Origin of the sequence: Salinicola sp. CPA57 (assembly GCF_003206035.1) — a bacterium.
In the GTDB taxonomy this organism is placed as follows: domain Bacteria; phylum Pseudomonadota; class Gammaproteobacteria; order Pseudomonadales; family Halomonadaceae; genus Salinicola; species Salinicola socius.
In genome coordinates, this window is sequence record NZ_PZJR01000003.1 from 331175 (window position 1) to 345044 (window position 13870).

Sequence of the window (13870 nt, forward strand, 5' to 3'; positions counted from 1 at the left end):
GACGCCTTCCGGTCTGCCAACTTCCGCTTTCATGCATACGGGAGGGTAGACCCAGGCGAGCCGATCGCGACCGGCGTCGCATGACGGGTATGGCGGCAGACCCAAGGTCGCCGCTATCCGTGTTATCGGCAGCGACGTCTAGGCGTAAAGGTTGATGTTGCCGTTACCGGACATGGCGACCTGGCGCAGCATGGTGTTATCGCCTGAGTCCACGCCCGACGTGGCAAGCAGCGGGCCGGAGACGTTGGGGGCCTGGCGTGGCTGCTCGTCGTTCGGTGACTGACCTTGCTGGAACTGCCCCTGGTCACCGACCATCGCTTCGCCCAGCGCGATACCGCTATCCGCGAGCGCCTGACGGAGCTGAGGAATGGCCGCTTCGACCGCGGCGCGAACCGGGGCGTGGGCCGACAGGATCTGGAGCTGCGCCTGCTGGTCCTGCACCGTCAGCGAGACGCTGATAGGGCCCAGTTCCTGCGGGTGGAGACGCAGCGACATTTGCTGATCACCGCGTTGATGCATCTGCAGTATCTGCTGGCCGAAGGAGGCCGGCCACTGGGGTGACTGCACCGGGGTGGTGAGGGTCCCGGTCGTTGCCGGGGCCGCCGACGACGACAATCCCGTCGTGTTCGACGGTGACGACGTCAGATTTGCCAGGGAGCCGGGATCGAAACGAGAGTTGGAAAAAGCGCTGCTGTCAGGATCGCCACCGTTGCCGTTGGCTGCCAAGGGGTCCGCCAGGGCACCGGTCAGCACCGCGCCAGCGTCACCCAGGGGGAGTCCTTGGCCATTGGCCGTCGCTAGCCCCTGACCCGAGCCCGGGTTGCCGCCGCGGGTGACGTCGATCGCCGAGAGCAGGCCACCGACTCCGGCCTGCCCGGAAGTCGAAGTCGTCTTGGCGTGACTCGAGGCGCCGGGGTGGTCTGCATCATCCGGCAGTTCCCCGGTGACCATCGCGGCAGCGTTTCGGGCGCCCTCGGTGAGCGTCAATGCCACCTGCTGCAGGGCAGGGGAACCGGTCGCCAGTGTAGCGGTACCATTCGTCCCGGCGGTTTCGCTACCGCTCGCGGGCTGAGCATTCACCGTCAGCGAAAGCGTGGCAAAGAGGGAGGCGAGATCGGTCGCGTCGAGCGATCCTGCTGCGCCCCGGCTATCCTGCCCGCTCGAGAGGCTCGCGCTGTCGGTGTCTTTCGACCCGGTTTTCCCCGAAAGACTCGCCAGCACCGCGTGCAGCCCCGACATGTCACCTTGCTCGAGTGCCTGCAGAATACGGCTGGTGTCCGTATCTGCCTCGGTGTCTGGGCCCGGGTCGCGACCTGGCCCGATTTCAGAATCCGACTGGCGTGAATTCGGTGCCGTCTGCTCCGCCGCGACACCGACTCTTGTCGGCTCGCGGGTTTCCTGCGCGCCCGCGGTCCGAGATGCCGAGCTTTCACCGCGCGCCTCGGATCGCTGAGGTTTTTCCGCTACTGCGGCTCGCTGCATGACGTCGGCGAAGGGGGCGCTGGCCGTGTCTCGGGACTCGCCATTTCTGGTCTCGGCGCCACGCGTCGAGGATGAGGTCACGCCGGTCAGGGAGGAGAGTTCCATGGGCAGGGCCGCCAGTTGCGTTGTCGGGTAGAACGTTGAATCGGTGTTTTGGCTCGGTGCCGTGAATCAGGGCATCGAACGGGCTTCACGTCAGTGCTCAGGATCATGAATCGTGCTTCAGTGATGATGCCCGGACTCGTGCTGACGGCGACGTAACTGCGCGGCCATCTCGTCACTGTGGCGTTGCTCGTGGCGGGCCTGATGCCGATCCGCTTCACGCATTCTTCGCGTGTGCAGCGTTTCGTAGGCGTTGAGCTTGCGACGTTCGCCTTGCCAGTGCTGCTTGCCGCTTTCGACCCGGGTCTGATGCTCACCGAGTCGACGTTGCTGCTGTTCGATCGCCTTGTCCAGCGAACCGATGAACTGCTGATAGTCGCGCCATTGGCTCGATGAGACACCTTGGGTCAGGCTGTCGTGGAGCTTGCGCTGGTACTCGTCGCGATAGCGCTGCAACTGCCCCAGCTGGCTCTCGGCATCCTGCTGCTGACGTTGCAGTTGACCCAGATTTTCGACGGCCTTGTCGCTGCTGCGCTGCGCCAGGTCCCGAAGCATCTGCATGGCTTGCATGTTGGCCAAAGCGTTACCTCCTTTCCGTCTATCGATACCCAATGAAACCATTCGCCGCTTGCCATTGTGACGGGCCCGGCATCGGCTCGAAGGTTCGATAAACGATCAAAAATGCCACTATTCTCGTGTCATACATGGTGGATCGGCGTTCGATGAAAGACGCCTGCAGAGGCGATCAGGGCTTGGTCGTCGATGGGGATGTGTCGTCGATGGGGATGAGTCGATCGAGCTCGGCCCGGGTATGCTCCAGTTTGGCGATCTCGTCCATGCGCTGTTGCAGGAACGTTTCGAGCCGCGGATAGAGCGCGACTGCGCGATCCAGTTGGGGGTCTTGACCGCTGATATAAGCTCCGACGTTGATCAGATCACGGTTGCGTTGATAGCGGGATATCATCTGCTTGAATCCCTGGGCCTGACGCAGACGTCTGGTGTCGACCACCGCCGGCATCGCCCGACTGATGGAGGCTTCGATGTCGATGGCGGGATAGTGACCGCTCTCCGCCAGCTGCCGGGAGAGCACGATGTGGCCATCGAGAATGGCGCGAGCAGAATCGGCGATGGGATCCTGCTGGTCGTCGCCTTCCGTCAGTACGGTATAGAAGGCGGTGATCGAACCGCCGCCGCGCTTGCCGTTACCGGCGCGCTCCACCAGTGCCGGCAGTTTGGCGAAGACCGAGGGTGGATAGCCCTTGGTCGCGGGCGGTTCGCCAATGGCCAGCGCGATTTCGCGGGCAGCCATGGCGTAGCGGGTCAGTGAATCCATGATCAGCAGCACGTCGCGTCCCTGATCGCGGAAATCTTCCGCCAGCCGCGTCGCGTACGAGGCGCCCTGCATGCGTTGCAGTGGAGAGGTGTCGGCCGGCGCGGCAACGACCACGGCGCGCGCCAGACCTTCCTCGCCCAGAATGTTCTCGATGAAGTCCTGAACCTCGCGGCCACGCTCGCCGATCAGGCCGACGACGATGACGTCGGCGTCGGTGAATCGCGCCATCATCCCCAGCAGCACACTCTTGCCCACGCCGGACCCGGCGAAAAGGCCCATGCGCTGGCCTCGCCCGACGGTCAACAGACCGTTGATCGCCCGAATGCCCACATCGATGGTGGTGTCGATGGGGGCACGAGCCAGCGGGTTGATCGGCGGAGTGTCAAGCGGGGCGTGCGGGGCATGTTCCAGCGGACCGTGATCGTCGAGCGGCCGGCCGTTACCATCGACGACGCGGCCAAGCAGCCCGTCGCCCAGAGGAAACCGCCTGGCGCTGGCGATGTCCAGGCGATTGCCGCTGAGGGCCAGCACGCGGGCGCCCGGCAACAAACCGCTGGTGTCAGCCAGCGGCATCAGGAACAGCTTGTCTCCGGAAAACCCCACCACTTCCGCCTCGGCGTAGCGTTCGTCGTCGCGTCCGCTGCCGGAAGAGAGTTCGATCAGACAGGCGCTGCCCAGAGGAAGACGAATGCCGACGGCTTCCAGCACCAGCCCGGTGGCACGCGTCACGCGGCCCTCATGGCGGTAGTGGGAGAGCGACTCGACGCGGTGTGTGACCTTACCCAGCGCCAGTCGCCAGCGTTGGTGATGCGCGGAGATGTCCGAAATCACTGAGGTATCGGCGGGCTCACTCATCGCTCGGGTTCCCGTCGTCCGCGCTATCCGGGCCGGCGTCTGCCGACCGGGAACCGGCTCGGGCGGCATTGTCAGGCCCGGATTCGTGAGTCTCCTGACTCTCCGGCGAGGCGGACGGCATCATCTTGCGCTGACGCCGCTGGTCGAGAATCGCCTTCCACTGGGTGCTCAAGCTGGCATCGAGCCCGCCGCCGGCACTGGTGACGCGACAGCCTCCGCGCTCAAGCGATGTATCGGGCTGGCACTCCCAGCCGCTGGCCATGAGTCGCTCGCCCATGGAGCCCGTGACCAGCTCGAGATCGTCCGGGTGCAGCCACAGGCGAGGCTTGCCATTCAGCGTGGTGTCGGCATCCAGCAGCTCGTGCACGACGGAAAGAATATGCTCGGGATTGGCGGCCAGGGACTCGCCAGCCAGTTGGCGGCCGGCAATCAAAGCCAGCTCGACCAGTTGATCGGCAATCTCGGTATCGAGCGTCGTCATCGCCTGGCGAAAATGCTCGGCGAGTTCGGCAAGCGGAACCAGCGTCAGTTCCAGGCGCTTGTGGAATTCCAGCTCGGCGGCCGCATCGGCCGCGGCAAGCCCCTCACGATAGCCTGCCTGATAGCCTTGCTCGTGGCCTTCGCGATAGCCGCTTTCCATGCCCTGACGCTGCGCCTTCTCGGCGATGGTGCGGCGTGCCTTTTCCTCGGCGTCGTGCTGCCGGCGGCGATGCTCGGCGTCGCCATTGGGGCCTGGCTTCTCGGACGCGGGGCCGCGTCCGAGATCCTCCATCTGCCAGCGATGCCATTCATCGCCGGGTCCGGGCGTGGCGTGCGGGTGGCGATCAGACGTAGCCATCGTCGCCACCACTCAAGGCGATCTCGCCGGAATCCGCCAGACGCCGCACGACCCCCAGAATCGACTTCTGTTCGTTCTCGACCTGAGACAGACGAACCGGACCGCGATTTTCCATGTCCTCGCGCATCAGCTGAGCCGCACGCTGGGACATGTTGCGAGTGAACTTGTCGATCAGTGCATCTTCGGCGCCGCGCAGCGCGATCACCAGCGAATTGGTCTCGACTTCGCGCAGGATCATCTGGATGCCGCGATCGTCGATATCCAGCAGATTTTCGAACAAGAACATCTCGTCGATGATGCGCTGGGCGAGGTCCTCGCTGTGGGCGCGGACCACGTCGATGACCTGCTCCTCCTGAGCCGAGTTCATCAGGTTGAGAATTTCGGCCGCGGTTCTGACACCGCCCATCTTGCTCCGCTTGAGGTTGGTGCCGTCCAGCATGGAGGTGAGCACTTCCGTCAGTTCCTGCAATGCCGCCGGCTGAACGCCACTGAAGGTGGCGATGCGAAGCATGACGTCGTCACGCAGCTTCTCGTCGAACAGCTCGAGAATGTCGGCGGCCTGGGAGCGCTCCAGATGGACCATGATCGTGGCAATGATCTGCGGATGCTCATCGCGGATCAGTTCGGCAACCATCGAGGCTTCCATCAGGTTCAGCGAGTCGATCCCCGATGCGGTGTTGCTGGTCTCGAGAATGTCTTCGATCAGGCTGCTGGCGCGTTCGCTGCCCAGGGCCTTGGTCAGGACCGCGCGGATGTGATCGTTGGAATGCAGGTTGATGGCGGTGAACTGCTCGGCTTCGTTGTGGAAGTCACGCAGCACCGCGGCCATCTCTTCGTGAGAGACCTGGCCCAGTTTGGCCATTTCCTGACTGATGTCCTGCACTTCACGACTGGACAGGTACTTGAAGACTTCCGCGGCGCTGTCTTCGTCCAGCGAGAGCAACAGAATGGCACCGCGTCGGGCGCCGGTCATTTCCACCGTCATGATTTGTCCATCCAGGTTCTGACGACCATGGCGACCAGGCGGGGATCTTCCTGGGCGATTTCGCGAACGTCCTTGAGATCCTGCTCGTAATTCGAGGCGCCACGACGATTCCGCTCGCGGGCTTTGGCGGCGCTGCCGGCGCGGCTACCGCTGTCGTCGACGCCACTGTCACTGACCGTCTGATAGCTTGCGGCGCCGGCGGTGGCCGCCGCGCCGCTCGCGGGCATCGGTGACGCTGCCGGGGCCGGTACGGGTTCCGGTGTCTGACGGCGCAGCAGCGGCTTCACTACCTTGAACCACAGGAACAGGGCAACCAGAGCAACGACCAGATACTTCAGCAAGCTCTTGGCGAGACTCCAGGCTTCCGGCGTTTGCCACCACGGCTGAATCTCGAAGTCGGGAGCGTTGAGCTGGAACGGGCTGTTGACGACTTCGAGCGCATCGCCACGTGCCTCCGAGAAGCCCATGGCCTGACGCACCAGGCCGCGAATCTGCTCCATTTCCGTATCGCTCAGGGCCACTCGGGTCGGATTGCCTTCGTCATCCACCCCGTCGCGATAATTGACGACGATGGCGGCGGAGAGGCGTTCGATATCGCCACTATGCTGCTTGATGTGTTCGACGGTGCGATCCACTTCATAATTGGTGGTGCTGTCGCGGCGTACCTGGCCGGTATTGGCATCGGTTTCGGTTTGGGTCGCGTCGCCTTCGGTGTCGGCATTTTCCCCATCGGCCTGATCGTCGTTGTTATCGTCCTGGGCCTGGGTGCCCGGCGCATTGATCGGCGACGCTGCAACGCCCGGCGGCTGATTGCTCATTGCGCCCGGTACGCCCATGGCGAGGTCGCTATTGCTCTGGAACGACGAACTGCTCTGCTGGCTGCGCACCGCGGCCTCGTTGGGCGACTGATTGGGGCCGTATCGCTCCGCGGTCTGTTCGCGTTGAGAGAAGTCGATCTGCGCGGTGACCTGAGCCCGCACGTTTCTCGCGCCGACGATGGGCGCCAGAATCGCTTCGATGCGTTCGGCGTACTGGTCCTCGAGATTGCTGACGTAATCGAGCTGGCTGCCATCGAGTTGACTGGCATTGCGATTGGAACGACTCAGCAGATCGCCATTCTGATCGATGACGGTGACGTCATCGACGGCCAGTTGGGGCACGCTGCTGGAGACCATGTGGACGATGGCATTGACCTGGCCTTCGCCCAACACGCGGCCCGGCTGCAGGTCGAGAACCACGGAGGCGGTGGCGGGTTCGCTCTCGCGAACGAAGACCGATGGCTTGGCCATGGCGAGATGCACCCGGGCGCGAGCAACGCTGCCCAGCGTGCCGATGGTGCGTGCCAACTCCCCCTCCAGTGCACGCTGGTAGTTGACCTGCTCGGCGAACTGGCTGATGCCGAATGCCTGATCGTCCATCAGTTCGAAGCCGACGCCGCTGGCTTCGGGAAGCCCTTGCTCGGCTAGCTTGAGGCGAATCGGGCGGACCTGATCGGCGGGAACGAGCAGGGCCTGTCCGCCCTCGCTGAACTCATAGGGGACGCCCATGGTGTCGAGCTGGGTGATGATGCGCCCCCCGTCGGCGTCCGTGAGCGTGGAGTAGAGGACGCGATATTCGGGGCTGCGGGCCCACAGCAACAGCGCCATCACGATCGCCACGGCTGCCGCGCCGGCGATGATCAAGGGAACGCGTGGATTTTTCTGCAGCTTGCTCAACCAGTCGCGGCCGCCAGCGGTCGCCTCCGAAGCGGCTTGCCGATTCGGATTCCGGGCGGAGGATGTGGTTGAACTCTGAGTGTCGTTGGACGACGTGGCCGTGCTCATGTCGGGCTCCGATCATGGCACGTGGTGCGACTCGACAACATAGCAGTAATCTGCTCCCTGCAACGCGTCTGCTCATCCGTCTCCTGGCACGCTCGGAGAGTCGTTCCGATGCGGTCCTGGGCGGGGCGTTAGTTTGATGGCAGCCATTATGTGTCGGTCTGTTAACGGTGAAGGTGGGAAAAGCCGCTGTTTTCAGGCGCATTTACCGCGATAGTGGTTGGCTTGCTGTTGATAGGCTGCGAGCGTCGAATCCACCGACGGTCCTGTCGCCTCCCGCACCGGCGCCGTCACACAGGAAAATCTTCATGAGTGCTCCAGCCATTCAAGCGGTGCTTCAGCAGATGCAGGCTCTGTCGGCCCAGGCCGGCGGACAGAGCGCGGGCTCGCAGTCTCCACTTGCCGAGACCAGCGGTAGTTTCGCTGGTGAGTTGCAGGCATCGCTCGGGCGCATCAATCAGATGCAGCAGTCCGCCAACCAGCAGGCAATGTCCTTTCAGGCAGGCGACCCCAACGTGGCGTTGAACGACGTTATGGTCGACATGCAGAAGGCCAGCGTGGCCTTCGATATGGGGGTCCAGGTGCGCAATCGTCTGGTGACCTCGTACAAGGAGATCATGGGGCTGCAGGTCTAACGCCGCTCGGCGATTCCGCTCGTGCTGTACCGATGCCCGGCCGTTGTCCACAACCGCCGGGCTTTGTTCGTGCTTCAGAGTGCGAGCTTGCGATGCTGACGCCAGGTGTCCACCGAGTAGAAGCCCAGCCCGATCCAGATCAGCACGAACGTCGCAAGCTGAGGCCAGGAGATTGACTCGCCAAAGACCCACAGCGCCAGCAGAAACTGCAGAGTCGGGTTGAGATACATCAGAAAGCCGACGGTGGAGAGTGTCAGTCGTCGTGCAGCGCCGGCGAAAGCGAGCAGGGGCAGCGTGGTGACGATACCGCTGACGATCATCAGCGCGGTGGTCCGCGCGGTGTCGCCAAAGTGGGATTGGCCGTGCCATGACAGCCAGATCAGCGCCGCCAGACTCAGTGGCAGCAGTAGACTCGTTTCCACCAGCAGGCTCGACAGGGCATCCAGAGAGACGCGCTTGCGCAGCAGGCCGTAAGTTCCGAATGTCAGTGCCAGCACCAGGCTGATCCAGGGTAGCTTGCCGAGCAGGACGAGTTGCAACAGTACTGCCATCAGCGCCAGGCCGATGGCCACCAGCTGCCAGCGGCCAAGTCGCTCGCGCAGAACGAGCATGCCCAGGGCGACGTTGACCAGCGGGGTCATGAAATAGCCGAGACTCGCCTCGAGTACGTGATGGGTTTCCACCGCGTAGATGTAAAGCCCCCAGTTCAGCGCGATGAGCAGCGCGCAACCCAGACTCCAGGCCAGCTTTTGGGCCAGTTCGCGAGGCTCGGAGAAACTTCGGCGCAGGGCAGACCAGCGTCCCATCAGCGTTACCACGACCGCCAGGAAGGCACAGGACCACAGGATTCGCTGGATCAGCACCTCGAAGGCCGGTACGCCATCGAAGAGAGAAAAGAACAGCGGAAAGCAGCCCCATAGAGTGTAAGCGGCGAGTCCGAACACGACGCCTCGACGCGCGTCGTCAGCGAGAGTCCGCGATGTCGCGGTTTCCGTTCCGCCCGCCTGGGGTTGCGACTCATCCATTACCGGATTTGGCATGATCGACGCTCCGTGTCTTTAGTCCGTAATCTATCATGACCCACAGGCGGTGGCCGCCTGTGGCCGACATGTCAATGGTTCTCGGCTTCGAGGGCGTGGCGTTCGTCGATCCGGTTATCGTGTTCCTGATTCACTAAAGACATTTCGCGACCCGTTCCTGGCGTGGCAAGATGCCGACACTTTTACTGGGATGACTGACAATGCGGTTGGATCGATTTCTTAGCGAGGCCACGGAACTCACGCGTAGCCAGGCCAAACGCGCGCTGCGCCAGTTCGAGGTCAGCGTCGATGGCGAAGTGACGCGAGACGCCTCCTGTCAGGTCTCCGATGACCAGGTGGTGCGATGGCAGGGCGACACGCTGGAGCGTGTCGGCTGGCGATATCTGATGATGCACAAGCCGGTAGGTGTCGAGTGTTCTCTGCGCCCGACACACCATCCCTCCGTGCTGAGCCTGATCGATATCCCGCAGATCGAACGGGTACATCCAGTAGGGCGGTTGGATCTCGACACGTCGGGGCTGCTGCTGATCAGCGACGATGGCAAGTGGACGCACCGGGTGACGTCACCGAACCGCGCCTGCGTGAAGCGCTACCGCGCGACGTTGGGTGAACCCCTGGTGGAAGGCGAAGCCGAGCGAATCGCACGGCAGTTCGACGAGGGCGTCGAGCTCAACGGCGACGAAAGACCGACCCGGCCTGCCACTTTCGAAGCCGTGAACGACACCGAAGTGCTGATCGGCGTGACCGAAGGTCGCTACCATCTGGTTCGGCGCATGCTGACGGCAGTGGGGCATACGGTCGAGGCATTGCATCGCGAGGCCATTGGTCCGCTGGAACTCGATCCGGACCTCGAGCCCGGCGAGTGCCGCTATCTGCGCCCGGAAGAGATCGCCGCGTTCTGAGCCGTAGAAGATAGGCGTCTGAAAGAAGTTGGGTGGGGAAAAATTTATACCGTTATCTTATGATATCGAACAAAGACACCTTCTTGATTGTCACGAGAGCGCAGAAGCCTCGATCAATGCTTGGGTATAAGGCGATCGAGGCGCTTCCAGCAGCGCCTCACACTCTCCCTGTTCGACGACCTTGCCATCTTTCAACACCAGCATCCGGTGCGCCATCGCTCGAACGACGGCCAGATCGTGACTGATGAACAGGTAGCTGAGGCCGTGCCTGGTCTGAACGTTGCGCAGCAGCTCGATCAACTGTTTCTGCACCGTGCGATCGAGTGCCGACGTGGGTTCGTCGAGCACCAGCAGTCTCGGCTTGAGAATCAGGGCGCGTGCGATGGCGATGCGCTGGCGCTGGCCACCGGAGAATTCATGCGGGTAGCGGCGGCCGCAATCCGGCGGCAGGTCGACGTCCCGGAGCGCTTCGGCAATACGCTCGGCCACGGCCGCTTCCTCGAGCTCGGGATGGTGGAAGCGCAGGCCCTCGCTGATGATATCGGCCACCGGCATTCGCGGTGACAGCGAACCGTAGGGATCCTGAAACACAATCTGGAAGCCGCGCCGCTGTCGTCTCAGCGCATCGCCGCTCAGTAAGTCGAGACGTTGGTCGGCGAAATGGATCTCGCCGCTGGCCGGCAGCAGCCGAATCAGCGCCGATGCCAGGGTGGTCTTGCCGGAGCCGGATTCACCCACCACGCCTAGCGTCTCTCCCTGACGCAGTTGCAACGACAGCGGTTCGACCGCGACGAAGGCGGGCGGCCGGGGGCGCAGGAAGGGCTTGGGCCGAGGGAAGGTGACGCTGAGCTGGTTTGCCTTCAGCAGTGGCTTGGCGTCATCTTGCAGCGGAACGGGCCGTCCGTCGGGTACGGCATCGATCAGCTGACGGGTATAGGTCGCCTGCGGCGAGTCGAAGACGGTCGGTGTGGGGCCGGACTCCACATGTTCGCCATGACGCATGACGACGACGCGGTCGGCATGACGACGCACCAGATTGAGATCGTGGCTGATCAGCAGCAGGCCCATGGCGTAGCGATCACGCAGATCGCCCAGAAGTGCCAGAATGTCCCGCTGAACCGTCACATCCAGCGCCGTGGTGGGTTCATCGGCGATCAGCAATTGTGGATCGTTGGCGATCGCCATCGCGATCATCACCCGCTGGCGCTGTCCGCCGGAGAGCTGATGGGGCCAGGACGACATCAGTTCATCGACTCTGGGCAGCTTGACCTGAGCCAGTAGCTCTCTAATGCGGCGTTTGGCGGCTTCGCCTCGGAGCCCTTGATGCAGACGCAGGGTTTCCCCCAACTGTTTGCCAACGCTGTGCAACGGGTTGAGCGACGTCATCGGCTCCTGGAAGATGAAGCCGATCTCACCGCCGCGTAGCGCGTTCCATTGGCGAGCCGAGAGCGTATCGAGATCACGCCCGTCGAAACGCCGCTCGCCCTGGATTTCGGTGCCTGCCGGCAGCAAGCCCAGCGCTCCCAACGCGCTGACCGACTTGCCCGACCCGGATTCCCCGACCATGGCCACCGTCTCTCCGCGATCGACATGCAGATCCAGTGAATTGACCGCCGTGTGGGCACCGAAGCGGATAGTCAGCTGACGCAGTTCGAACAGTCGCTTGTCGCTCATGGCAGGCTTTCCTGGCGCGGGCTATCGGATGGGCGCCCAGTTGGACTCCCGGCGCGCTTGATCTGAGTCGAAGTGGGAATGTGGCGCGGATCGAAAGCATCACGCAGACCTTCCCCGATGAATACCAGCAGCGACAACATCACGCTCAGGGTGAGGAACGCAGTCACCCCGAGCCACGGCGCCTGAAGATTGTTCTTGCCCTGGGCGACCAGCTCGCCCAATGACGGCGAACCCGGCGGCAGCCCGAACCCTAGAAAGTCCAGTGCGGTCAGGGTGGTGATCGCGCCGGTGAAGAGAAACGGGATGAACGTCAGCGTCGCGACCATCGCATTGGGCAGTACGTGCCGACGCATGATCAGGCGCGAGGGCAGGCCCATGGCGCGAGCGGCTCTGACATATTCCAGATTGCGGGCGCGCAGAAATTCCGCACGAACGATGTCCACCAGGCCCAGCCAGGAAAACAGCAGCATGATGCCCAGCAGCCACCAGATGTTGGGCTCGACCAGGCTGGCGAGAATGATCAGCAGGAACAGCACCGGCAATCCTGACCAGATCTCGATCAGACGTTGGCCGATCAGGTCGATCTTGCCGCCGAAATAACCCTGCACGCCGCCGATCACGACGCCCAGAAAAATCGAGCCGATGGTGAGCGCGAGGGCGAAGGCCACCGACAGTCGAAAACCGTAGAGGACGCGGGCAAACACGTCACGGCCCTGATCATCGGTTCCCAGCCAGTGGCGGCTGCCGGGCGGCGAGGGCACCGGGCCGCGCACGTCGCGATCGAGCGTCTGGTAGGAAAACGGCACCGGTGGCCACAGCATCCAGCCGTTGCTGGCGATCTGCTCGAAAACCACGGGATCGCGATAGTCCGTCGTCGTTGGCAGGAAACCGTCGAATTCGGTCTCGGGATAGTCCACCAGCAGCGGCACGTACCAGTGGCCGTCGTACTGCATCACGATCGGCTTGTCGTTGGCGACCAGCTCGGCACCCAGGCTGACGATGAACAGCAGGCCGAAGATCCACAGCGACCAGACGGCGCGACGATTGCCGCGGAAGACCTCGAGACGGCGCTGAGTGATTGGCGACAATCGCCTACGGTGGCTCGATATCATCAGGACTCCCGGGTGCCGAAATCGATGCGAGGGTCGACCCAGACGTAGGTCAGATCCGAGACCAGCTTGAGTACCAACCCGATCAGCGTGTAGAGATAGAGCGTGCCGAAGATCAGTGGATAGTCGCGCTGCATCACGGCCTCGAATCCCAGCAGACCCAGGCCGTTGAGGGAGAAGATCACTTCGATCAGCAGCGAGCCGGTGAACAGGATGCCGATCAGCGCCGCCGGCATTCCGGCGATGATGATCAGCATGGCGTTGCGGAAGACGTGGCCGTACAGCACGCGGCGTTCCGAGGCGCCCTTGGCTCTTGCCGTCAGCACGTACTGCTTGTGGATTTCGTCGAGGAAACTGTTCTTGGTGAGCATGGTCAACGTGGCGAAACTGCCGATGGCCGAGGCGAGGACCGGCAGCGTGATATGCCAGAAATAGTCCTGGATCTTGCCGAGCAGCGACAGTTCGTTGAAGTTGGACGACGTCAGCCCGCGCAGCGGGAACCAGTTCCAGTAGCTGCCGCCGGCGAACACCACGATCAGCAGGATGGCGAACAGGAAGCCGGGAATCGCGTAGCCGATCACCACCGCGCCCGACGACCAGACGTCGAAAGCGCTGCCATGGCGTAGCGCCTTGCGAATGCCCAGCGGAATCGAAATGAGATAGACCAGCAGCGTGGTCCACAGCCCCAGCGAGATCGACACCGGCAGCCGATCCAGTACCAGATCGATGACCGGCTGGCCGCGGAACAGACTGTCGCCCAGATCGAACGTGGCGTAGTCCTTGAGCATCAGCCCGAAACGTTCCCAGGCTGGCCTGTCGAAGCCGTACTCCTCGGTCAGCGCCTGGCGCAGCTCTTCGTTGGCGCCGCTGAAACGCTGCGAGCTGCCGCCTGTGTTGCCACCGCTATTGCCGTCACCACCGCCACTTTCCAGACCGGTGCTGGCATTGCTGTTCAGCCCCTCGAAGCGGGCCATCATCTGATCGATCGGGCCGCCGGGTGCGGCCTGCACGATGATGAAGTTGAGCAGCAGGATGCCCAACAGGGTCGGGATCATCAGCAACAGACGGCGAACGATATAGCTGGCCATGATCGTC

12 protein-coding genes are annotated in these 13870 nt (G+C 63.1%); 2 read left to right on the forward strand and 10 right to left on the reverse strand.

Features of this window, described 5'->3' with window-relative positions; translation table 11 throughout:
• Positions 1-138 precede the first annotated feature (138 nt).
• The 6 genes from DOM36_RS03805 to fliF form a co-directional block, all read right to left on the reverse strand.
• Positions 139-1587, reverse strand: coding sequence for a flagellar hook-length control protein FliK (locus DOM36_RS03805; protein WP_110641421.1), 1449 nt, complete (start codon positions 1585-1587; stop codon positions 139-141).
• Between the two features lie 117 nt (positions 1588-1704).
• Positions 1705-2154, reverse strand: coding sequence for a flagellar export protein FliJ (fliJ, locus tag DOM36_RS03810; RefSeq protein WP_075568897.1), 450 nt, complete (start codon positions 2152-2154; stop codon positions 1705-1707).
• Positions 2155-2329: 175 nt separating this feature from the next.
• Positions 2330-3772, reverse strand: a complete 1443-nt coding sequence (gene fliI / locus DOM36_RS03815; RefSeq protein WP_110641423.1) for a flagellar protein export ATPase FliI — start codon at positions 3770-3772, stop codon at positions 2330-2332.
• The gene (locus tag DOM36_RS03820; protein ID WP_075568792.1) at positions 3765-4610 is read right to left on the reverse strand and encodes a flagellar assembly protein FliH; all 846 of its coding nucleotides are present in this window, start codon (positions 4608-4610) and stop codon (positions 3765-3767) included. Before DOM36_RS03820 ends, fliI begins: the two co-directional genes overlap by 8 nt.
• Positions 4597-5595 carry a flagellar motor switch protein FliG gene (gene fliG / locus DOM36_RS03825; protein ID WP_075568791.1) on the reverse strand — a complete coding sequence of 333 codons (999 nt, stop codon included), beginning with the start codon at positions 5593-5595 and terminating at the stop codon, positions 4597-4599. Before fliG ends, DOM36_RS03820 begins: the two co-directional genes overlap by 14 nt.
• On the reverse strand, positions 5592-7418 hold the full coding sequence (fliF, locus tag DOM36_RS03830) for a flagellar basal-body MS-ring/collar protein FliF (RefSeq protein ID WP_075568790.1): 1827 nt from the start codon (positions 7416-7418) through the stop codon (positions 5592-5594). Before fliF ends, fliG begins: the two co-directional genes overlap by 4 nt.
• 305 nt (positions 7419-7723) lie before the next feature.
• Between fliF and fliE the strand changes: the two genes are divergently transcribed.
• Entirely contained in the window at positions 7724-8050 is a 327-nt protein-coding gene (fliE, locus tag DOM36_RS03835; RefSeq protein ID WP_075568789.1) for a flagellar hook-basal body complex protein FliE, read from the forward strand.
• A 74-nt stretch (positions 8051-8124) separates the two neighbouring features.
• Here the strand turns inward: fliE and rarD are convergent, their stop codons facing one another.
• The gene (gene rarD / locus DOM36_RS03840) at positions 8125-9090 is read right to left on the reverse strand and encodes an EamA family transporter RarD (RefSeq protein ID WP_232823717.1); all 966 of its coding nucleotides are present in this window, start codon (positions 9088-9090) and stop codon (positions 8125-8127) included.
• 200 nt (positions 9091-9290) lie between these two features.
• Between rarD and DOM36_RS03845 the strand changes: the two genes are divergently transcribed.
• Positions 9291-9992, forward strand: coding sequence for a pseudouridine synthase (locus tag DOM36_RS03845; protein ID WP_110641425.1), 702 nt, complete (start codon positions 9291-9293; stop codon positions 9990-9992).
• Between the two features lie 90 nt (positions 9993-10082).
• Here the strand turns inward: DOM36_RS03845 and DOM36_RS03850 are convergent, their stop codons facing one another.
• The 3 genes from DOM36_RS03850 to yejB are packed head-to-tail and all read right to left on the reverse strand — an operon-like array spanning position 10083 to position 13863.
• On the reverse strand, positions 10083-11666 hold the full coding sequence (locus DOM36_RS03850) for a dipeptide ABC transporter ATP-binding protein (RefSeq protein ID WP_075568787.1): 1584 nt from the start codon (positions 11664-11666) through the stop codon (positions 10083-10085).
• Positions 11663-12778: an ABC transporter permease gene (locus tag DOM36_RS03855; protein ID WP_110641427.1), complete on the reverse strand. Its 1116-nt coding sequence runs from the start codon at positions 12776-12778 to the stop codon at positions 11663-11665. Before DOM36_RS03855 ends, DOM36_RS03850 begins: the two co-directional genes overlap by 4 nt.
• Positions 12778-13863: a microcin C ABC transporter permease YejB gene (yejB, locus tag DOM36_RS03860; protein WP_075568895.1), complete on the reverse strand. Its 1086-nt coding sequence runs from the start codon at positions 13861-13863 to the stop codon at positions 12778-12780. The genes DOM36_RS03855 and yejB overlap by 1 nt, the downstream gene beginning before the upstream one ends.
• Positions 13864-13870 lie beyond the last annotated feature (7 nt).